Here is a 20,804-nt window from a genome sequence, read left to right on the forward strand (position 1 = left end):
TCGGATACCGCGCCGACCGCCATCCGTTCGTTGATGGGTGCGGGCGAAGGGCCGGTTAAACAGACCAGCCGTGCATCGCTGCGGTTGCTCGGCTCGGTCGGCGAACCGATCAATCCGGAGGCCTGGGATTGGTATCACCGCGTCGTCGGCGATGGACGTTGTCCGATCGTCGATACCTGGTGGCAGACCAAGACCGCTGGCATCCTGATCTCGCCGCTTTCCGGCGCGACCGCTTTGAAGCCAGGTTCGGCAACCCTGCCGTTCTTCGGGGTGATGCCGGAAGTTGTAGACGCAAATGGCGCCGTGCTGACCGGCGCGTGCGAAGGCAATCTCGTCATTGCCGATTCCTGGCCGGGCCAGATGCGCACGGTCTACGGCGATCACGAGCGCTTCATGCAAACCTATTTTGCGACCTATCCGGGCAAGTATTTCACGGGCGATGGCTGCCGGCGCGACGCCGACGGCTACTACTGGATCACCGGCCGCGTCGACGACGTGATCAACGTCTCCGGCCACCGCATGGGGACCGCCGAAGTCGAAAGCGCGCTGGTGGCACATCAGAAGGTTTCCGAAGCCGCTGTCGTCGGCTTTCCGCACGACATCAAGGGGCAGGGCATCTACGCTTACGTCACCTTGATGTCCGATGCGGAGCCATCCGGGGAATTGCGCAAGGAGCTGGTGGCCTGGGTCCGCAAGGAGATCGGACCAATCGCCGCACCCGATGTCATTCAGTTTGCGCCGGGCCTGCCCAAGACCCGCTCTGGAAAGATCATGCGTCGGATTTTGCGCAAGATCGCCGAGAACGAAGTTGGCGCGCTCGGCGACACCTCGACCCTAGCCGATCCCGCCGTGGTCGATGATCTCATCAAGAACCGCCATAGCCAAAAGACGGGGCCGAAATGAATATCGAGGCGATCTCGATCGGCGACAATCCTCCTGAAGACGTCAATGTCATCATCGAGGTCCCAATCGGCGGTGAACCGATCAAATACGAAATGAACAAGGCTGCGGGCGCGCTGTTCGTCGATCGCTTCCTGTATACGCCAATGCGCTATCCCGGAAATTATGGCTTCGTGCCGCACACGCTTTCGGATGATGGGGATCCGATCGACGTGCTCGTGGCCAATTCGCGGCCGATCGCTCCTGGTGCCGTGATCAATGTCCGGCCGATCGGCGTACTCAAAATGGACGACGAGGGCGGCGGCGACGAGAAGATCATCGCCGTGCCGATGCCAAAACTGACAATGCGCTACGCCCACGTCAACGGGATCGCCGACATGCCGCAGATCGCGATCGAGCAGATCCAGCACTTCTTTGAACACTACAAGGATCTGGAGCCGGGGAAGTGGGTCAAGGTGATCGGCTGGGGGGACAGTGCCGAAGCGCGTCGACTGATCGTCGAGGCAATCGCCCGGGCAAAGAGCTAAAACCGAGATATGGGCAAGGATATGAGACTGGTTCTGTTGGGGCCGCCAGGCGCAGGCAAGGGCACGCAGGCGACGAGGATCGTGACTCGATTTGCGATTCCGCAATTGTCGACCGGTGACATGCTGCGCCAGGCGGTCGCGGAAGGCACGGCTGCGGGATTGCGCGTCAAGCACATCATGGATCGCGGTGAACTTGTGCCCGACGATGTCGTGGTGTCCGTGATCGCCAACCGTATCGATCATTCCGACGCGGCAAACGGCTTTATCCTTGACGGCTTCCCGCGCACGGTCGCCCAGGCCGAAGCGCTCGATCGGGAACTGGCCAGTCGGGACATTAAGCTCGATGCGGTACTCGAGCTCAAGGTCGATGAAGATGCACTGCTCGACCGCATCAAGGGGCGCGCCGACGAGGCGGCAAGCCGAGGCGCGCCGGTGCGCCGCGACGATAATCCGGAGGTCTTCAAGACCCGGCTCGACGTTTATCGCGAGCAAACCGCGCCGGTCACGGAATACTACCGGTCGCAGGGACTGCTCAACATCGTCGACGGCTTGCAGCCGATTGACGCCGTGACCGAACAGCTCGCCGCGGCGCTTGCGGCAGTAACGTCCGATCAGATCAGGAGTGATGTCAGATGAAAGCCTTTACGTTCCAGGCACCGCCCAACATCCTGTTCGAGGCAGGCGCATCGAAGAAGTTGGCGGAGTTGGTCGCGGGATACGCGGCAAAACGTGTCCTGCTGGTGACCGACAAGGGTGTACGCAATGCCGGCCTGACGAAAAACGCCGAGGCTGGCCTGGTTGCCGGCGGCTGCGAACTGACAATATTCGAAGATGTGGAGGCGGATCCGCCGTCGCATATCATCAAGCGGGCGGTCGCACTTTGCCGTGACAAGGACATCGAGCTGGTTGCCTCGATTGGCGGCGGCAGCGCGCTCGATACCGCGAAGCTGGTGGCCTATCTGGCCAAGACGCCTGATCGCCTCGAAGATATCTACGGCGTCGGCCTTGCCAAGGGCGAACGCCTTCCGCTGCTGCTGGTGCCGACAACGGCCGGAACGGGCTCGGAGGTGACCCCGATCGCGATCGTCACCACGCCGACGACCGAGAAAAAGGGCGTCGTTGCGCCCCGCCTGCTTCCGGACTGGGCGATCCTTGATCCGGAGCTGACGCTCGGCCTGCCCGCGCATGTCACCGCGGCGACCGGCATCGACGCCATGGTCCATGCGATCGAAGCCTATACCAGCAAGCACCGGAAGAATCCGATGTCGGACCAGTTGGCGCGGCAGGCTCTCGCCCTGCTGTCGGCGAATGTCCGGACGGTCTGTGCGGACGGATCCAATCTCGAAGCGCGGTCGCAAATGCTGCTGGGTTCGATGCTGGCCGGCATGGCGTTCGCCAATTCCCCGGTGGCCGCCGTGCACGCGCTGGCCTATCCGATCGGCGCGCTGTTCCACGTGCCGCATGGCCTGTCGAATGCCCTGGTGCTGACCCAGGTGCTGCGCTTCAATTTGCCGGAGGCCGAAGGGCTATACGCCGAACTGGCGCCGATCGTCGATCCCAAGTCGGAAGGAATGAGTGTCAGCCAGCGGGCACGGCTGTTCGTCGATGCGATCGCGGCGATCTGCCGGGATTGCAACGTGCCGGCCTCGCTGGCCGATGTCGGCATCGCGAGGGGCGACCTGAAGAAGCTCGCCGAGGACGCGATGAAGCAGACGCGGCTTCTGGTCAACAATCCCAGGGAATTGAGCTTCGACGATGCGCTTGCGATCTACACCGAGGCGTTCGGCAACCGCGCGGCAGCCTGAACGGGCACAAAGAGTGAGCAGCATGAGCGAGAACGACAAATCGGCTTCCGTTGATTCCGATCCCGGCCTGGAATGGGCGAAGCTTTGGCAGACGATGGCCGAATCCTCGAGCCGCATGGTCGAGGCGTGGTCAGGGTCGATGGCACCGTTCATGCTGGCGCGTCTGTCGGAGAAACCGGGTGGTTTTGGCGACGGCAACGAATTGTCGGCAGCGATCGAGCGAATGGCGCAGGGGCCGCGGCTTGCCGACGTCTGGGACATCGACCGGAAAATGGCGTTGGCCTTTGGCGCCTGGATCGAGATGCGTCAGCGGCTTGCGAGCTACAATGCGGTCGCTGCCGCGCCGTGGCCTGAAGCGTCGAAGCGGTTTTACGAGACGATGTCCGCAACGGCTAGCGGTGGCTCCCCGCATCCGGCGTGGCGCGAGGCGTTCGCCAAATGGAGCGAAATCTCCAACGAGGAACTGATCCGTAACCAGCGCACCGACGGGTTTTTGCAAGCTCAGAAAGAGCTACTCCAGGCGGGGCTCAAATTGCGGAGTCGGCAGGATGACGTAGCTGAAGCGGCGTCAGCCATGTTGGGCCTGCCGACTCGCAAGGATTTCGACGACGTGACGCGGCAATTGACCGAACTCCGCCGAGAAGTCCGTACGCTCGCCCGCCAGATCCGCGACCAGAAGAGCGAAGGCGCACGATGAGCGATCAAGAGGATCAGACCTTGCGCGTCGCCCGCGACATGGCGGCCAATGCCGAGAAAATGTTCAAGGCGGCACAGCTGATCGCCAATACGCGGGATGAAGACGTCGCCATCGGCACGACGCCGAAGCATCTCGTCATGCGCCGCGACAAGGTCGAGCTGTTCCATTACGAGCCGATGGCGGAAGCGACCGCGAAGACGCCCGTCCTTTTGGCCTACGGCCTGATCGGGCGGTATACCATGGCCGATTTACAGCCCGACCGTTCGCTGGTGCGCAGCCTGCTCTCAAAAGGGCTCGATCTCTGGCTGATCGACTGGGGCCAGCCGGGCCGAACCGAGCGATGGCTGAAAATTGATGATTACGTCGATGACTACATCGATGCCGCAGTCGACCGCATCGCGCAGGAAACCGGCCATGACAAGATCACGCTGCTCGGCATCTGCGAAGGCGGCGTCTTTACGACGTGCTACGCCGCTCTGCATCCGGAGAAGGTAAAAAATCTCGTCATCACCATCACCCCGATCGACTTCCATGCCGATGTCAAGGACAAGGCCGCGCACCACGGCTTCCTCAACCTCTGGACCCGCAGCCTCGATCCTGATGACATCGACAAGCTGGTCGATACCTACGGCGTGCTGCCGGGCGAGTTCATGAGCTCGGTGTTCTCGATGATGACGCCGATGCGGTCACTGACGAAATACAATGTCGATCTCATCGACGTCGTCGATGACGAGGCGAAGTTCATGAATTTCCTCCGTATGGAAAAGTGGCTCGCGGACCGTCCGCATCATCCTGGCGAAGCGGCGAAGCAGTGGCTGAAGGATCTCTACCAGGAGAACCGCCTGGTCGATGGCAGCTTTGAACTGTCCGGCTGTCGGGTCGATCTGATGTCGATCACGGCTCCGGTGTTGAATGTTTTCGCGCTGGACGATCATATCATTCCGCCGGACTGCTCGCGTGCGCTCGGCGCGAAGATCGGCAGCACGGATTATACCGAAATTCCGCTGCCCGGCGGACATGTCGGCCTGTTCGTCTCCAGCAAATCGCAGGGCAAGCTGAGCCAGAGCATTGCCGACTGGCTGGTCGCCCGCGACGCCAATCCCGGAAGTGAAGCCTGATGCGCAACAAGATCGTCGACGCCGCCGAGGCGGTGGCCATCATCCGTTCCGGTGACACCGTCGCCTCGTCCGGCTTCGTCGGCGTGGGAACGCCCGACGAGATCATCAAGGCGCTGGAGCGGCGCTTCGTGCAGACCGGAGAGCCGCGGGACCTTTCGTTGGTGTTCGCGGCGGCGCCGGGGGACGGCGCCGATCGCGGCCTCAACCGCCTGGCGCATCCCGGCCTGATCAAACGCTTGGTCGGCGGACATTTCGGCCTGGTTCCGAAGCTGGCACGGATGGCGGTCGACAATCACGTCGAGGCCTATAACTTGCCGCTAGGATGCGTATCGCATCTGTTTCGCGAAATTGCGGGGCGCAAGGCCGGGCTTCTCTCCAAGGTCGGGCTCGGCACCTTCGTCGATCCAGCCAATGGCGGCGGAAAGCTGAATGCGCGCACCACCGAAGAGCTGGTGCGGTTGATCGAAATCGACGGCGAACAATGGCTCTTCTACAAGGCATTTCCGATCAACGTTGCGATCATCAGAGGTACCACCGCCGACCACAACGGCAACATCTCGATGGAAAAAGAGGCCTTGACCCTCGACAATCTGGCGCTGGCAACGGCCGCCAAGAACTGCAAGGGGTTCGTCATCGCGCAGGTGGAGCGCATCGCCGCCTCCGGCTCGCTCAATCCGCGTCACGTCAAGATTCCGAGCGTCTTGATCGACTGCGTCGTCGTTGCGCAGCCCGAAAACCATGTCCAGACTTATGCCACTGGCTACAACGGAGCATTCTCGGGCGAATTGCGCGCGCCGGCCGATCGCAATGTTCCGATGGCGCTGGATAACCGCAAGATCATTGCGCGCCGCTGCGCCCTGGAATTGCCGATGGGCGGCGTGGTCAATCTCGGCATCGGCATGCCCGAGGGCGTTGCGTCGGTTGCCGCCGAAGAGAAGCTGTTCGACTTTGTGACGCTGACTGCCGAGCCCGGCATCATCGGCGGTATTCCGCAAGGCGGCCTCGATTTCGGTGCTTCGATCAATGCAGAATCGATCATCGACCAGAACCAGATGTTCGATTTCTACGACGGCGGCGGGCTCGATCTGGCCTGTCTCGGCATGGCTCAGGTCAATGGCCGCGGCGACGTCAACGTCAGCCTGTTCAATGGCCGCCTGGCCGGCGCCGGCGGCTTCATCAACATATCCCAGAATGCGCGCCGGCTGATCTTCGCAGGCACCTTTACCACCGCTGGGCTCAAGACGTCGGTCGTGGATGGTCAGCTCAAGATCCTCAGCGAAGGCAAGTCCTCGAAATTCATCGGCAAGGTGGATCAGATCACGTTTTCGGGCCAGCTTGCCGCAACCAACAGGCAGCCCGTTCTCTATGTGACGGAGCGATGCGTGTTCCGCCTCACTCCCGAAGGTCTCGAACTGATCGAGATCGCGCCGGGTATCGATATGGAGCGCGACATTCTCGCGCTCATGGGCTTTCGGCCCATCATCCGCGCGCCGAAATCCATGGATGTTTCGCTGTTCAGCGAAGCGCTGATGCAGCTCGACGACCGGCTGCTCAATCGGCCGCTGGCGGAGCGGCTGTCGTACGATGCCGATCGCAACACGCTGTTTCTCGGACTTGACGGCTATCGGGTCCATAGAGATGCCGACGTCGAGGTAATCCGGGCGTCGATCCTCGAACTCTTCCATCGTGTCGGACGCCGGTTTTCCGCAGTCGTCAACTACGATTCGTCTTACATCGCTCCCGACATGGCGGAGAAATGGTTTTCAATGGCCGCCGAGGTCGAGCGGACCTGCTACGATCATGCCTCGCGCTACACCACCAGCGCATTCATGCGCCTGAAGCTCGGCGACGCGCTGGCCCGCCGCGACGTCGCGCCGCATATCTTCGAAACCTCGGCCGACGCCCACCGGTTTGTCGAATAGACCGATGGGGCTGAAATCCACCGAGTTGCGCCCCGCGGACTGGCCTGAAGGACGGCAGAGGGCGCCCGACCGCACCGGATCGGTGCGCGGGCTGACCCGGCGCAGCTTCCATCGCATCGCATTCACGGATTGGGGGCCCGCGCCCGCAGTGCGGCCGGTGCTCTGCGTCCATGGGTTGACCAGAAACGGCCGGGACTTCGATCACCTCGCCGCAGTTCTCGCAATGGCAGGGCGGCAGGTCGTCTGCCCGGACTTGCCGGGCCGCGGACAAAGCGAACGGCTGCACGACAGCAGCGACTATGCCTTGCCGCAATATTGCAGCGACATGACCGTGTTGATGGCAGCTCTTGATGCAACGGAGATCGATTGGGTTGGAACGTCGCTGGGCGGCTTGATCGGGATGGTGCTGGCTGCCCTTCCGGGCAGTCCGATCCGTCGCATCGTCATCAACGATATTGGGCCTTATCTGCCCTGGACCGGATTGCTTCGCCTCGGCGCCAATCTCAACGATGCGCCAAGATCCTTTGAGACGATCGAACAGGCCGAAGGCTACTACCGGCGGGTTCTGGCTCCGTTCGGGCGATTGGAGGATGCGCACTGGCGGCATCTGACAACGCATAGTGTGGTCTGGAGCGCGGAGGGACGCTGTTTCAGGCCGCTGTGCGATCCGAATATCGCCCATGCCTTTCGAAATCCTTGGCACTACAGCGTCGATCTCTGGAAATACTGGGACGCGATCGACGTCCCCATTCTTGTGATACGCGGGCAGCAATCGGATTTGCTTTCAGAAGGCGTCCTCAAGGACATGATGCGGCGCAATCGCAATGTCCGCGTTCACACCGTCGCGGACTGCGGCCATGCGCCGGCCCTGATCGCTGATGACCAGATCGAGGTCGTGACACAGTTTCTGAGCGGCAACGACCCCACTTAACGCTGAGCGCTTTAGGTGTTGGCGGATGCCACGTCGGACATGTTGGTCTTCCGCGAGGAAACTTTCGGCCCGGTCGCGCCTGTATTGCGCTTCAAGACTGAAGAGGAAGCAATCAGGCTTGCGAACGATACCGAGTTCGCACTTGCGGCCTATTTCTACGGCCGCGATATCGGACGGGTCTGGCGCGTTGCCGAAGCGCTCGAGTACGGCATCGTCGGTATCAACGAAGGCCTGATCTCGACCGAGGTTGCACCGTTCGGCGGCAAGGAGAGCGGCAACGGCCGTGAGGGTTCGAGATACGGCATCGAGGACTATCTGGAAATCAAATACCTCTGCATGGGTGGAATCCAGAGTTCTGCCACTTGAGCGGCTGCCGGAATCGCGGATCACGCAAGGGCGGCAAAATTCCCGTTTCGGGCCCTAGCTTGAGTGAAGAGCGAGCAGCCACCTAGGGAATTAGTATACTCAGCGGTCAGTTTTCTTCATTCGGAATATCGAAATTCGCGGCGAAAATTTTTCCGAGAATCCGGAATTGAGGCTGCCGAATAAGTCATTGTTATAATTTATATTCTAGACTTGGTGCCCCTGGCCGGAATCGAACCAGCACTCCTTGCGGAACTCGATTTTGAGTCGAGCGCGTCTACCAGTTCCGCCACAGGGGCCCTCGGTCGGCCCTAAGCAGGCGTCGCGAAGCCGGCGGACTATAGCCATGGACAAAGCGGGGTCAACCCGCGCCAAAGTGATCCCGGCCGTTCTCGACAGCCGCATGAGCCGGCGTTACAGCCTTGGAAAGCGACCCATCGAAAAGAGGCTGCCGTGACGACCCAGAGTGCCGCAATACCTGCATTCAAATCGGCGGCCACCAGCCCGGCTCTGACTGCCTCGCTCGCTGTGACCCTGATTGCGGCCGCCACGATCGCGGGCGCCTGGTTCTTCCAGCTCGTGCTCGGGATCGTGCCCTGTCCGCTCTGCCTGGAGCAGCGTTACGCCTATTACCTCGCGATCCCCCTCGGCCTGCTCATCGCACTCGCGGCGCGGGGCGGTGCGCCGAGGCCGCTGCTGCTCGCGGGCCTTGCGATCCTTGCGCTGGCGAGCCTCGCCAATGCCGGGCTCGGCTCCTATCACGCCGGCGTCGAATGGGGCTTTTGGAAGGGACCGACCGACTGCTCCGGTCCCGTCGTCAATCTCGGCAGCGCCACCGATCTGCTGTCGCGGCTCGACACCGTGAAGGTGGTCCGCTGCGACGAGGTGCAGTGGCGCTTCCTCGGCCTCTCGCTTGCCGGCTACAACGTGCTGATCTCGCTCCTGATGGCTGCGATCGCCGCATGGGGCTTCGTTGCGACGGCGAAGCGCTGAGGCTCAATCATCCACATCGTCCTGCGTCCGGCCGAACAGGTGCACGATGCCCGGCGTCGCGATCGTCACGAAGACGAAACGCGAGAGGTGATGTGCGCCGACGAAGATCGGGTCGATGTGCAGCGTCAGGGCCAGCGCCAGCATGGCGTCCATCGCGCCGGGGGCGTAGGCGACCACGACATCAGAGAATTTCACCTGCGTGGTGAGCGCCACGATGCCGACGAAGATCGCGGAGACGGCGATGGCGACGGCAAACGAGCCCAGCGCCGCGTTGATGTGGCCGGCGAGCGTCTTGATCCGCATCCGCGCGAAGCGGCTGCCGATCAGGGCGCCGATGCCGACCAGCGCCACGCCGCGTACCCAGTCCGGCAGGCCGCCCTCGACCCAGCCGGCGCCATGCAGCACGCTTGAGCCGATCATCGCACCGAACATCCAGCTCGCCGGAAACCTGATCAGCCGCAGGAGGAGTGCCGCGGCCAGCGAGGCCGCGACGAGTTCGACCAGGTCGAGCGGCGAGGCAATCGTCGTCGTCAGCGACGGCGCGACGGAGGGTGCGACGCCGGCGAACGCCAGCACCATGGGCAGTGCCGCGGTGAGGATGATGACGCGCATGGTCTGCACCACCGCGATGCCCGGCAGGTCGGCGCCGCGCTCGACCGCCAAGATCGTGATCTGCGACAGCGCGCCGGGGCTGCCGGCGAGGAAGGCCGAGGTGCGGTCCCAGCCGTGGATGCGCTGGAGATAATAGCTGGAGCCGAAGGTCGAGCAGAAGGTCGCGAGCGCGAGCAGCCCGATGGTGAGCGGATAGGCACTGACCTGTTGAAGCAGGTGGCGCGAGACGACTGATCCTAACGAAATGCCGAGCAGCACCAGCACGGTCTGAGTCAGGATCGGCGGCAGCGTCAGCTGGCGACCGGCGATCGCGGCGACCCCGACCGCGATCATGGAGCCCGAGATCAATCCCCCCGGAAGGCCCGCGAGCAGAAACACGAGGCCTCCGGCGGTGCCAATGACGAGCGTTTCCACCGTGCTCAAGATCTTGGCACGGCTCGGCCATTCGAACGGCAGGGAGGCGGTGATTTGCTTCACACCACCTTATCGCAAATCAGCGAGAGGCGCACAATTGCGGCCACGTCATGCCGCAATGCGCGCGCCTCTCGCCGAAGCCGTGAGCAGGGGGGAAGGACTTACTTCTTGTCCGCAGCCGGCGCGGCCATGCCGGCCTTGGCGGTCTTGATGCATTCGGAGCGGAATTTCTTGCGCTCCTTGCCGTGCAGGCCCTTGGCGTCGGCCTGCTTGGAGCATTCGAGCGACTCGGCCGAGTGCTCCTTCGGTGCCTTCTTGTCCATGGGGGCGGCGGTTGTGGTCTTGGTGTCGGTCTTTGCTGCCGGCGCGGCGGTCTGCGCGAAGGCAGTGCCGGTGGCGAGAAGGGAGGCGAGAGCGACGACGGCGAGGCGAGATGTGAAGGTCATGGTGCTGCACTCTTCTTGCGGGAATTGCGAAGGGCGCGAAAGTCGGCTGGCGTTGCTGAACGCGACATGAATAATTCGAACGTGGAGGGTCACTATATTTTGGCGGCAGCAGCCATCGCTTCCTTGTCGCGAGCGGGCAGCACGCTAGGATAGCAATCCTCGGTTCACTTCCCTCGGGGGAAGATCAAGGAGGAGACAAGGATGACCATTCAATCAAAGTTGCTGTGTGCAGTTGCGCTGTCGGGCTTTGCCGCGCTGGTGGCAAGTGCGCCGGCGCAGGCGCTGACCTCGCAGGAGTGCAGCGCGAAATACCAGGCCGCCAAGAAGGACGGCTCGCTCGGCACCACGAAGTGGAACGACTTCCGCAAGGCCCAGTGCGGCGCGGACGCGACGCCAGCGGCTGCGCCGACCGCGGCCGCTCCTGCTGCGCCCGCCGTTCCTGCCGAGCCGAAGCAGGCGAAGAAGGAGGCCGCCCCGGCTGCTGCGCCGACCCTGCCGGCCGGCCCCGCGATCTATCCGAACGCGGTCGATCCGAAATACGCCAAGGAGACCCCCGGCAAGGGGCGCCTGCACACCTGCGTCGACCAGTACAACGCCAACAAGACCACCAACGGCAATGGCGGCATGAAGTGGATCGAGAAGGGCGGCGGCTATTACAGCGAATGCAACAAGAAGCTGAAGGGCGCCGCCTGACGCTTCAAGACGACACAGAGGCCGGGGCCAAGCTCCGGCCTCTTGCTTAATCCAGTAGCTTCTCGGCCGATTTCGCCACGAGCTGCGATCGCTTGCGCGGGCCGCGCTCGACGAACAGCAGGCTCTGGCCGAAGATGAAGCAGTAGAACAGGAAGGCCTGCGCTTCGGCTGCCTCGGTATCGAGGCCGGTCGCGCGATAGAGTTCGGCGACGTGCTTCAGCCGCGCCGCGTCCACGTTCGCCACCGCTGTCGCGGCGCCCTCGTCCGAGCGGGCCCATTGCCGGATCGCAAGCTCGATTGCCATCCCGTCCGGATTGAGCCGCTCGGAATAGAGTTGGATCACCGCCCGCAGCCGTTCACGGGGGTCTTGGCCATCGAGGCTCGTCTGCTGCGCGATCGCCGTTGAGCGCCCCTCGCGCCAGCGTTCCAACATGGCACCGAGCAGCGCGGCACGGTCGGCGAAGCGGCGGTAGAAGCCGCCCTTGGTGACGCCCAAATGCTTGGCGAGCACCTCCACGCGCACCCCCTCGACCCCCGATCGGGCGAGCTCGGTGAGCCCTGCCTCGACCCAGACATCGCCTTTGCCGTCACTCATGCAGGCAGCCTCGCCGATTCTTGATACGGTGCCGTATTGCTAACGCGGGAGGAGGTTGATACGCTACCGTATCAATAATCAAAGGCAGAAAAGGCCAGGGAGAATTGCGATGGAGCAGGAGGCGACCTATCGCGGCACGGTCTATCCGTGGCAGTGCGATCACGTCGCTTTGAGGCACCTCGCCGAGCCGGCGGAGGCCTGAGTCATGGCCGCATACCAGCCGAAGAACCCGGGCTATCGCGCGGCTGCCATCGCCATGTTCGACGGCCAGCCGGCGATGCACACGCTCGGCATCGTGATCGTCCGCCTTGCCCCGGGCGAGGCTGAACTCGCCATGCTGCATTCGCCGGCCCTCACACAGCAGAACGGCTTTGTTCACGCCGGCATCATTACCGCAGGCCTCGACAATGCCTGTGGTGTCGCCGCCTTTACCCTGATGCCGCGCGAGGCCGATATCCTCACTGTCGAGTTCAAGACAACGCTGCTCGCGCCGGCACGGGGCGAGCGTTTCGTCTTCAAGGCTGAGGTGGTCAAGCCCGGCCGCACGCTGACCTTTTGCGAGGCCAAGGCGTTTGCCGAGCACGAAGGCAAGGTTACGTTGATCGCCACGATGACCGGGACGCTGATGGCGATGCTGCCGCGCGTTGCCGCTTCGCACGAGCCGCGCACCACCGCTGCATAGCGGCGATTGACAAGACCGCCGGCGCATCCCTTGATGCCCAAATCATGCTTGCAAGTCTTGGTCTCATCCTGCTCTGCCAGTTGATCGGCGAAGCTGTCGTACGCGGCCTCGGCCTGCCGATGCCAGGCCCGGTGCTTGCCCTCTTGCTGCTCCTCATCCTGCTGCTCGCGCGCGACCGCTTTGCGCTTCTCGCGCGCGGGCCGCTGCGCGATGATGGCGTCGAGACGGCGAGCAAGGGTCTGTTGGCGCATCTGTCGCTGCTGTTCGTGCCGGCTGGGGTCGGGGTCGTGCAGAAGCTCGACCTGCTCGCGTCGCACGGCATCGCTATTATCCTCGTGCTCGCGCTGTCGGTGGTCGTCACGCTGCTCGCAACCGTACTCACCTTCCGCCTGGTCAGCCGCCTGTTGAGGCAACAGGACGCGCGATGAAGGACAATCCGTTCTCGCTCTGGGTCTATCTCTCGCAGTCGCCGCTGCTTTGGTTGACCGTGACGCTGCTGGTCTATGCCAGCACGGACGCGGTGTCGCTGGCGACGCGGCGTCATCCCCTCGCCAATCCCGTGCTGCATGCGATGTGGATCGTCGGCGCGTTCCTGCTGCTCACCGGCACCTCCTACACGACCTATTTCGCCGGCGCGCAGTTCGTACATTTCCTCTTGGGGCCCGCGACGGTCGCGCTGGCCGTTCCGCTCTACGAGAACCGCAAGCGCGTCCTCGCCTCGATCGTGCCGATGCTGGTGGCGCTGGTCGCGGGATCGGTCACGGCCGTGGTGTCCGTGGTGTTGCTGGCCCAGCTCGCCGGTCTGCCGCGCGATGTGGTTTTGTCGCTCGCGCCGAAATCTGTCACGGCCGGCGTTGCCATGGGCATCGCCGAATCCCTGCACGCCGATCCCTCGCTGGCAGCGGTTGCCGTCATCCTGACCGGGATCATGGGCGCGATCATCGTGACGCCGTTGATGAACCGCACCGGCATCAGCGATTTCCGCGCCCGCGGCTTTGCTGCCGGCCTTGCCGCGCACGGGATCGGCACCGCGCGCGCGTTCCAGGTCGACGAGATCGCCGGCGTCTTCTCCGGGATCGCCATGAGCCTGAACGCTTTGGTGACCTCCTTCCTGGTACCTCTGGCGGTCACGCTGCTGGTGCGATGACATCGGCGCCGCGGCACTCTATATGATTTGTAACAATTCCCAGTCTCGAACCGTATCGACGGAGATGGGACCGAAATGGAACGAGATATGGCTGGATTCAGGAACAAAGACCTTGTGCCGACGCGGCGCGCGGCACTGACGCTGATCGGGGTGGGCGCCCTTGTCGCGGGTGGGATCACGTCGGTGCGCGCGGCGACCGACGAAGACGAGGTGCTGACTGAAGCCAAGGTGCTGCGCGACCCCGATGTTCCCGTCGCCGGCAATCCCGACGGGAATATCAGCATCATCGAATGGTCCGACTATAACTGCCCCTATTGCCGCAAGCTCGAGCCCGAGTTGCGTCAGGTCATCCAGGACGACGGCAAGGTCCGGCTGGTGATGAAGGACTGGCCGATCCTCGGGCCGGTTTCGGTCACGGCGGCGCGGACCGCGCTCGCGGCGAAATTCCAGGACAAATACCACCAGGCCCATGACGCCATGATGGGCGTCAGCTCGCGCCTGACCGAGCCACGCATCAACGAGTTGCTCGCGGCCGCCGGCGTCGACATGGATCGGTTGAAGCGCGATCTCGGAGACCACGCCAAGGACATCGACGCCGTGCTCAAGCGCAACAACGAGCAGGCCGAAGCCTTCGGTTTCCGCGGCACCCCGTCCTTCATCGTCGGCAAGTACCGCGTGCCGGGCGTGCTCAGCATGAACGAGTTCGAGCAGGTCATCGCCGACGCCCGCAAGGCCAAGATGAACTGAGCCGAGCGATATTCACCGCATACGAAGGCGCCGCCGCGGACCCGCGACGGCGCCTCATTTCATTCATGATACCACGTCGTTACTTCGAGGAGATGCGGACCCAATCTTTGTGCGCGCGATCGCGCAGCGCTTCCCAATCGGCCTTTGCGACATCCCAGTTTACGATGGTGCGATTAGTCGTCGCAACCTCGCCATTAGCAACCGACGACGTCTGCATGGAGTCATAGACATACACGCTGCAGGCAAGCAGCAGCGCGCCCAAAATCATTCCAAGAAACATCCGCATGGCGAAACCTCCGATGACGGGCGATAACGTCGGCCCGGAATGATAGTTCCGCGGCAGTACGGCGCAGGTAAGGACGATCCGTTCACGCTTCATTCAGCCACTGCACCAGCTCCGCGTTGATCTCGCGAGGATAGGTGTGGCTGAGGTCGTCGATCTCGCGATAGGTCACGTCTGCGCCGGCGGCGGCGAGGGCTGCCTGCGTCTGCCGCGCGGTCTGCACCGGAAACATCCAGTCGAGCTTGCCGTGCGTGATGAAGATCGGCAGCCGCTGCAGGCGTGTGGCATCGGCCATCTCCGCCATCAGCGGATGGAAGGTCGCCGACACCGGCGCGAGATGCGTGAAGGGCGAGGCGCCGTCGAGCCCGGTGACGTAGCAGAAGGTGCCGCCGTCGCTCATGCCTGTCAGCAGCATGCGCGAGGCGTCGACGGTCCAGCGGCTGCGCACCGTATCGAGAATGCGCATGAAGTTGGGCGTGTCGGAATCGTCGCCCATCAGGGCCCAGGTCGGGCCGGTCGCGGTCGGCGCCACCAGGATCGCACCAAGACTGCGGGCATCGCGCAGCCAGCTCCACAGAAAGCCGCGGCCATTGCCGCTGCCGCCATGCAACGCCATCACCAGCGGCATGGCGCGTTCGGGAGTGTAATATTCGGGCACGTAGACCGAAAAGCCACCGCGGCTGCCGGGCTCGTTGTGATCGTGGATGATGCCGGTGTGCGCGTCCGCGCCGGCTTCGAGTCGCGACAACAGGTCGGCATTCTCGCGATTGGCGGAGTTGAGGAAGAAGCTGCTCACGGGCGGAAACTGCACGGCCAGCGGATAGAGTGCCTCCTGCGCGCGCGGGACGTGGCGCAGCGCGCGGAAGACCGCGACGAGATCGCCATTGCCACGCTCGACCTCGCGCAGGCCGGTAAAGGCGGCGAGCGTCTCGTCGCAGGCCCGATCGAGCCGCTCGCGCAGTCCGGTGAACTGTTCCGGCCATTCTCCGATTGCCGCGCGCACCGTTTGCAACGCCTCGTCGGGAGCGCCGATCGCGTTCATCACCGAGCCGAAGGCCGGGGGGTGCAGGTTGCGCTGAAAGAAGGCGAGCGCCTCCAGCGCATTGAGCAGCGGCGGCAGCACGGCCACGATATCGTCAACGACGGCCTCGCTCATCGTCGTTTCCTTGCTTCAGTTCGGCTTGTCAGTGCAGCTTCGGCGCCTTCAAGAGCTTGAAGCGATCGGTCGAGGTTACCGTGACGTCGAAGGTGACGCCTTCATGATGTACCGTCAGCGGCACGTCGACGCCGGCAGCGCCGAGGCTCCACAGCTTCTTGTAGAAGCCGGTCTGGCTCGTGACCTTCTCGCCGTCGACCGCGAGGATGACGTCGCCGGTCTTGAGCTCGGCAAGGGCGGCCGGACCGTTGGCGGAGATCCCGATCACCACCACGCGGTTGTCGATCTCGGTCGAAAAGAGTCCGAGCCACGGCCGTGCCGGCTTGTTGACGCGGCCGAACTTGCGCAGATCGTCCAGGATCGGTTTCAACAGGTCGATCGGCACGATCATGTTGACGTGCTCGGCCTTGCCGTCGCGCTCGCGTTCGAGCTGGAGCGAGCCGATGCCGATCAACTCGCCGCGCTCGTTGAGGAGCGCCGTGCCGCCCCAGTTCGGATGCGCGGGATGGGTGAAGATGGCCTCGTCCAGCAGATATTCCCAGTAGCCCGCGAATTCCTGCTTGGCCACGATCTGGCTCGCGACCGAACGCGTGCGTCCGCCGGCGCCGCCGACCACGACGCGGTCGCCGAGCCGGGTCTCGGCCGAGATGCCGAGCGGCAAGGGGTCGACCTCGAGCTGGCCGAGCGCCTGCACCAGGCCAAAGCCGGTGACGGCATCGAAGCCGAGCACATGTCCCTCCACCACGCGCCCGTCTCCGACATGCAGCCACACCGACTCTGCTTCGGTGATGAGGTAACCGATGGTGAGCACCAGCCCGTGGTCGATCACGACGCCGTTGCCGGCGCGCTCGGTCCCCAGCGTCTCGGCACTGAAGGCGTCCGGCGGGATGATGGCATGCAGGCCGACGACGGAGGCGAGCGCGCGGTCGAGATCGAAATCATAATCGCTCGCCCGCGGCTGATTGGCCGGCGGCACTCTCCATTCGGTCAGAGCGGGCATGGAGTTCTCCTGGCTGAGAGCATCGCTCCGCCGTGGCTAGCGGAACGACACGCGAAGCACCGATAATTTAGGCCGGAGGAGGCCGTCTTGAAAGCCTCGTTCCCAACTATTCCAGAGAACGCCGTATGAAATCTTTGAAAGGCACAGGACCGGTTCATGCACGGGTCGGTCGGGCGGCTCTCCGGCATTGACCGCATGGCTGCTGTCCGGCGAGGTGCTAGGCGCCGTACATTGAAGCTGCTAACCATTGCCGCTTCGTTTGACCCAGGGATCACGGACCGAAGCATGGACAACCGCAGCGACATCTGGCGTGGCATCGACACGATCAAGGCACGTTTCATCGACCTCAGCGACAAGGTCTGGGGCATGCCCGAGGTCTGCTACACCGAGGCGCGGTCCGCCGCAGAACATCTCGCCGAGTTGCGTCATCAGGGTTTTCGCATCACCGAGCAGCTCGCGGGCATTCCGACCGCGGTGATGGGCGAATGGGGCGAGGGCGGACCGGTCATTGCCTTCATGGGGGAATATGACGCGCTGCCGGGCCTGAGCCAGGAGGCGGGCGTCGCGGAGCATCGTCCGGTCGAGACCGGCGGCCACGGTCATGGCTGCGGCCACAATCTGCTCGGTTCCGCAGCTCTCCTCGCCGCGACCGCGGTGAAGGACTGGCTCGCCGAGAACAAGGTGCCGGGCCGCGTGCGCTATTACGGCTGCCCCGCCGAGGAAGGCGGCGCGGCAAAAGCGTTCATGGTACGCTCCGGTGCATTTGAAGACGCCGACATCGCCATCACCTGGCATCCGCACAGCTTCTGGGAAGTCGCGGTGACGCCGTCACTCGCCAACACCCGCGCCGATTTCATCTTCACCGGCCGCACCTCGCATGCGGCAGCCTCGCCGCATCTCGGCCGCTCGGCGCTCGACGCTGTGGAGCTGATGAATGTCGGCGTGAACTATATGCGCGAGCACATGCCGAGCGACGCGCGCGTGCACTACGCGCTGCTCGACACCGGCGGCATCGCCCCGAACGTGGTGCAGGCGCATGCACGCGTGCGCTATTCGATCCGTGCCCGTGATCTGCCCGGCATGAACGAGCTGGTTGGACGCGTGAGCAAGATCGCGGAGGGCGCGGCGCTGATGACCGAGACCAAGGTCGAGATGAAGATCATCTCCGCGGTCTCCAACATCCTGCCGAACACGCCGCTGGAGCAGGCGCTGCACCGGGTCATGGAAGAACTTGGACCGCCGCATTTCGACGACGCGGACAAGGGCTTTGCCACGGAGATCCGCGCGACGCTGAGCGACAAGGACATCGAGTCGGTCTATTACGCGATCGGCATGGAGCCGACCGACCGGCCGCTGGCTGACTTCCTGGTGCCACTCGATGCCAAGCGCAATCCGCTGGTCGGCTCGACCGACGTCGGCGACGTGAGCTGGGTCGTGCCGACCGTGCAGGTCCACGCACCCACGGTTGCAATTGGCACGCCCTTCCACACCTGGCAGGTGGTCGCGCAGGGCAAGAGCGCGCATGCTCACAAGGCCATGGTGCAGGCCGCTAAGGCGATGGCCGGCATCGGCATCAAGGCGCTGACGGACCCGGAGCTGATCAAGGCTGCCAAGGCTGACCTCGAGAAGCGGACGGCCAAGACGCCTTACGTCTGTCCGCTGCCAGACCACGTCGCGCCGCCGCTCGACATGTCCGTGGCGTAGAATTTCGCCTCGATACTTCGTCTGATGCGGCGACCAAATTTTCTGCAGTGCAGCGCGGAATTCAGCGTGTTTTGATGCTGGATTGCCGAACGGATGGGCTGCGGAATATGGTTTTGCCCAACAGACAGTCAGAAGACCGTTTGCATACACACGGTCGCAGTTGACGCGCACCCCATTCGGTGTGCCATCTACCGCCAGCCAATCCCGGTGGTCGCCTCGCGCGACCGCCTGCATCCATACGGGAACCAGACGGGGACAACCATGCTGGATAAAGAACTGCGTTCGATGATCGGTGACGTGAAGGACGGGCGGATGGATCGCCGCGGCTTCATTCAGCGCCTGGCTGCCGTGGGTCTCACCGCGCCTTTGGCCAACCAGATCCTCGCGCTTGGTGGCGTCGCCATGGCTGAGGGCGCCTCGACCTACAAGCCGACCAAGCGCGGCGGCGGTGGTGCGCTCAAGCTGCTGTGGTGGCAGGGGCCCACCCTGCTCAATCCGCATTTTGCCACCGGCACCAAGGACCAGGACGGCGCGCGCCTGTTCTACGAGCCGCTCGCCTGTTGGGATCCCGACGGCAACATGAAGCTGGTTCTGGCCGCCGAAATTCCCTCGATCCAGAACGGAGGCCTCGCCGCTGACGGCAAGTCGGTGACCTGGAAGCTCAAGCCCGGCGTCAAATGGCATGACGGCACGCCGTTCACAGCCGACGACGTCGTCTTCAACTGGGAATATGCCAAGGATCCGGCGACCTCCGCACTGACCATCGCGACGCTCCGCGACATCACGGTCGAGAAGGTGGACGACCTCACGGTCCGCATCCTGTTCAACAAGCCGACGCCGTTCTGGGCCGACGCTTTTGTCGGGGCTCCCAATACCATCATCCCAAAACATCTGTTCAAAGACTATATGGGGTCCAAGTCGCGGGAGGCGCCGACCAACCTCTCGCCGGTCGGCACCGGCCCCTACAAGTTCGTCGAGTTCAAGCCGGGCGATCTTGTCCGCGGCGTGATCAATCCCGATTATCACATGGCGAACCGGCCCTATTTCGATTCGATCGAGATGAAGGGCGGCGGCGATGCCGTCTCTGCCGCGCGCGCGGTGATCCAGACAGGCGAGTATGATTTCGGCTGGAACATTCAGGTTGAGGACGACGTGCTGCTGCGCCTGGAGAAGGGCGGCAAGGGAAAGACCGTCTACGCCGTCGGCGGCGACACCGAATTCATCGCGCTGAACTTCACCGACCCCAACACCGAGGTCGATGGCGAACGCTCCTCGATGAAGACCAAGCACCCGCTGTTTTCTGATCCAGCGGTGCGCAAGGCGCTCTCGCTGCTGATCGATCGCGAGTCGGTCAAGAAGGCGATCTACGGCCGCGCCGGTCGCACCACCGCCAACTTCCTCAATGGGCCCGAAAAATTCGTGTCCAAGAACACCTCGTGGGAGTTCAGCGTCGAGAAGGCCTCGAAGATCCTCGACGATGCCGGCTGGAAGCCGGGCGCCGACGGCATCCGCGAAAAGGACGGCAAGAAGCTCAAGCTCGTCTATCAGACCTCGATCAACGGGCCGCGCCAGAAGACGCAGGCGATCGTCAAGCAGGCCTGCCAGAAGGCGGGCATCGACGTCGAGCTGAAATCGGTCGTCGCCTCCGTGTTCTTCTCCTCCGACGTCGGCAATCCCGATACCTATTCCAAGTTCTACGCCGACATGGAGATGTTCCAGATCCCGCTGAGTCAGCCCGATCCGTCGCAGCACATGCGTCGCTACCTTTCGAACCTCGTTGCCACCAAGGAGAACAAGTGGCAGGGCACCAACTTTCCGCGCTGGGTCAACAAGGAGTACGACGCGACCATCCAGGCCGCCGACGGCGAGATGGATCCGGTCAAGCGCGCGGCGCTCTACATCAAGGCCAATGATCTCATGTACCAGGACATCGTTTTCATCCCGGTGCAGCACCGCCTGAAGGTCGAGGCGGCCGCCAACAATCTGCGCCCGGTGGTTTCGGGCTGGGCCAACGAGACCGACAATTTGTTCGACTGGTACCGCGAAGAATGATCACGCACGCCTAGAGC

General features: G+C 63.4%; 21 protein-coding genes, 1 tRNA gene and 2 pseudogenes. 17 read left to right on the forward strand and 7 right to left on the reverse strand.

The features are described 5' to 3' along the window. Nucleotides 1–6: 6 nt before the first annotated feature. From ABIB91_RS27950 to ABIB91_RS27990, 9 genes and pseudogenes are all read left to right on the forward strand, one after another. Nucleotides 7–903 (forward strand): annotated as a pseudogene (locus tag ABIB91_RS27950) (AMP-binding enzyme); the annotation flags it as partial. Further along, entirely contained in the window at nt 900–1,427 is a 528-nt protein-coding gene (gene ppa, locus ABIB91_RS27955; RefSeq protein ID WP_354169193.1) for an inorganic diphosphatase, read from the forward strand. The pseudogene ABIB91_RS27950 and the gene ppa, both read left to right, overlap by 4 nt. A gap of 21 nt (nt 1,428–1,448) precedes the next feature. Beyond that, nucleotides 1,449–2,063, forward strand: a complete 615-nt coding sequence (locus ABIB91_RS27960) for an adenylate kinase (RefSeq protein ID WP_035995301.1) — start codon at nt 1,449–1,451, stop codon at nt 2,061–2,063. Continuing rightward, the gene (locus tag ABIB91_RS27965) at nt 2,060–3,232 is read left to right on the forward strand and encodes an iron-containing alcohol dehydrogenase (protein ID WP_354169188.1); all 1,173 of its coding nucleotides are present in this window, start codon (nt 2,060–2,062) and stop codon (nt 3,230–3,232) included. Before ABIB91_RS27960 ends, ABIB91_RS27965 begins: the two co-directional genes overlap by 4 nt. 22 nt (nt 3,233–3,254) lie before the next feature. Further along, complete coding sequence (locus tag ABIB91_RS27970) at nt 3,255–3,929, forward strand: poly(R)-hydroxyalkanoic acid synthase subunit PhaE (RefSeq protein WP_354169185.1); 675 nt, start codon at nt 3,255–3,257, stop codon at nt 3,927–3,929. After that, nucleotides 3,926–5,047 (forward strand): class III poly(R)-hydroxyalkanoic acid synthase subunit PhaC, encoded by a 1,122-nt coding sequence (gene phaC, locus ABIB91_RS27975; protein WP_354169182.1) that lies wholly within the window; start codon nt 3,926–3,928, stop codon nt 5,045–5,047. Before ABIB91_RS27970 ends, phaC begins: the two co-directional genes overlap by 4 nt. Next, nucleotides 5,047–6,969, forward strand: a complete 1,923-nt coding sequence (locus ABIB91_RS27980; protein WP_219680556.1) for an acyl CoA:acetate/3-ketoacid CoA transferase — start codon at nt 5,047–5,049, stop codon at nt 6,967–6,969. The genes phaC and ABIB91_RS27980 overlap by 1 nt, the downstream gene beginning before the upstream one ends. Before the next feature lie 148 nt (nt 6,970–7,117). Then, complete coding sequence (locus tag ABIB91_RS27985) at nt 7,118–7,900, forward strand: alpha/beta fold hydrolase (RefSeq protein ID WP_354169179.1); 783 nt, start codon at nt 7,118–7,120, stop codon at nt 7,898–7,900. Between the two features lie 15 nt (nt 7,901–7,915). Then, a pseudogene (locus ABIB91_RS27990) lies at nt 7,916–8,266 on the forward strand (aldehyde dehydrogenase family protein); the annotation flags it as partial. A 211-nt stretch (nt 8,267–8,477) separates the two neighbouring features. Here the strand turns inward: ABIB91_RS27990 and ABIB91_RS27995 are convergent. Continuing rightward, nucleotides 8,478–8,562, reverse strand: a tRNA-Leu gene (locus ABIB91_RS27995). A gap of 154 nt (nt 8,563–8,716) precedes the next feature. Between ABIB91_RS27995 and ABIB91_RS28000 the strand changes: the two genes are divergently transcribed. Then, the gene (locus ABIB91_RS28000; protein WP_007597428.1) at nt 8,717–9,256 is read left to right on the forward strand and encodes a disulfide bond formation protein B; all 540 of its coding nucleotides are present in this window, start codon (nt 8,717–8,719) and stop codon (nt 9,254–9,256) included. A gap of 3 nt (nt 9,257–9,259) precedes the next feature. Here the strand turns inward: ABIB91_RS28000 and ABIB91_RS28005 are convergent, their stop codons facing one another. Together ABIB91_RS28005 and ABIB91_RS28010 are read right to left on the reverse strand one after the other, a co-directional pair. Further along, complete coding sequence (locus ABIB91_RS28005; protein WP_007597426.1) at nt 9,260–10,345, reverse strand: AbrB family transcriptional regulator; 1,086 nt, start codon at nt 10,343–10,345, stop codon at nt 9,260–9,262. A gap of 98 nt (nt 10,346–10,443) precedes the next feature. Continuing rightward, complete coding sequence (locus ABIB91_RS28010; RefSeq protein WP_007597424.1) at nt 10,444–10,728, reverse strand: PsiF family protein; 285 nt, start codon at nt 10,726–10,728, stop codon at nt 10,444–10,446. Between the two features lie 201 nt (nt 10,729–10,929). On the opposite strand from ABIB91_RS28010, the gene ABIB91_RS28015 reads away from it, so the two are divergent. Next, on the forward strand, nt 10,930–11,421 hold the full coding sequence (locus tag ABIB91_RS28015; RefSeq protein ID WP_007597423.1) for a hypothetical protein: 492 nt from the start codon (nt 10,930–10,932) through the stop codon (nt 11,419–11,421). A 46-nt stretch (nt 11,422–11,467) separates the two neighbouring features. Here the strand turns inward: ABIB91_RS28015 and ABIB91_RS28020 are convergent, their stop codons facing one another. Then, nucleotides 11,468–12,016, reverse strand: coding sequence for a TetR/AcrR family transcriptional regulator (locus ABIB91_RS28020; protein WP_354169172.1), 549 nt, complete (start codon nt 12,014–12,016; stop codon nt 11,468–11,470). Nucleotides 12,017–12,221: 205 nt separating this feature from the next. On the opposite strand from ABIB91_RS28020, the gene ABIB91_RS28025 reads away from it, so the two are divergent. From ABIB91_RS28025 to ABIB91_RS28040, 4 genes are all read left to right on the forward strand, one after another. Beyond that, nucleotides 12,222–12,698, forward strand: a complete 477-nt coding sequence (locus ABIB91_RS28025; RefSeq protein WP_354169170.1) for a PaaI family thioesterase — start codon at nt 12,222–12,224, stop codon at nt 12,696–12,698. Nucleotides 12,699–12,742: 44 nt separating this feature from the next. Next, the gene (locus ABIB91_RS28030; protein ID WP_354169167.1) at nt 12,743–13,126 is read left to right on the forward strand and encodes a CidA/LrgA family protein; all 384 of its coding nucleotides are present in this window, start codon (nt 12,743–12,745) and stop codon (nt 13,124–13,126) included. Then, nucleotides 13,123–13,845 (forward strand): LrgB family protein, encoded by a 723-nt coding sequence (locus ABIB91_RS28035; protein WP_354169164.1) that lies wholly within the window; start codon nt 13,123–13,125, stop codon nt 13,843–13,845. The genes ABIB91_RS28030 and ABIB91_RS28035 overlap by 4 nt, the downstream gene beginning before the upstream one ends. Before the next feature lie 87 nt (nt 13,846–13,932). Further along, the gene (locus tag ABIB91_RS28040) at nt 13,933–14,592 is read left to right on the forward strand and encodes a DsbA family protein (protein ID WP_354169161.1); all 660 of its coding nucleotides are present in this window, start codon (nt 13,933–13,935) and stop codon (nt 14,590–14,592) included. Nucleotides 14,593–14,671: 79 nt separating this feature from the next. Here ABIB91_RS28040 and ABIB91_RS28045 read toward each other — a convergent pair whose 3' ends face one another. The 3 genes from ABIB91_RS28045 to ABIB91_RS28055 form a co-directional block, all read right to left on the reverse strand. Further along, nucleotides 14,672–14,878, reverse strand: coding sequence for a hypothetical protein (locus ABIB91_RS28045; protein ID WP_007597407.1), 207 nt, complete (start codon nt 14,876–14,878; stop codon nt 14,672–14,674). An 82-nt stretch (nt 14,879–14,960) separates the two neighbouring features. Then, nucleotides 14,961–16,031 (reverse strand): phospholipase, encoded by a 1,071-nt coding sequence (locus ABIB91_RS28050; RefSeq protein ID WP_354169157.1) that lies wholly within the window; start codon nt 16,029–16,031, stop codon nt 14,961–14,963. Between the two features lie 28 nt (nt 16,032–16,059). Beyond that, nucleotides 16,060–17,031, reverse strand: a complete 972-nt coding sequence (locus ABIB91_RS28055; protein ID WP_007597405.1) for a S1C family serine protease — start codon at nt 17,029–17,031, stop codon at nt 16,060–16,062. Nucleotides 17,032–17,316: 285 nt separating this feature from the next. Here ABIB91_RS28055 and ABIB91_RS28060 point away from each other — a divergent pair, with 285 nt between their 5' ends. After that, complete coding sequence (locus ABIB91_RS28060; protein WP_035993690.1) at nt 17,317–18,735, forward strand: M20 family metallopeptidase; 1,419 nt, start codon at nt 17,317–17,319, stop codon at nt 18,733–18,735. 261 nt (nt 18,736–18,996) lie between these two features. Continuing rightward, nucleotides 18,997–20,787, forward strand: a complete 1,791-nt coding sequence (locus tag ABIB91_RS28065; protein WP_007597396.1) for a peptide ABC transporter substrate-binding protein — start codon at nt 18,997–18,999, stop codon at nt 20,785–20,787. The last annotated feature ends 17 nt before the right edge of the window (nt 20,788–20,804 follow it).

The sequence above is a fragment of the Bradyrhizobium sp. JR4.3 genome, assembly GCF_040547695.1.
Lineage (GTDB): Bacteria > Pseudomonadota > Alphaproteobacteria > Rhizobiales > Xanthobacteraceae > Bradyrhizobium > Bradyrhizobium canariense.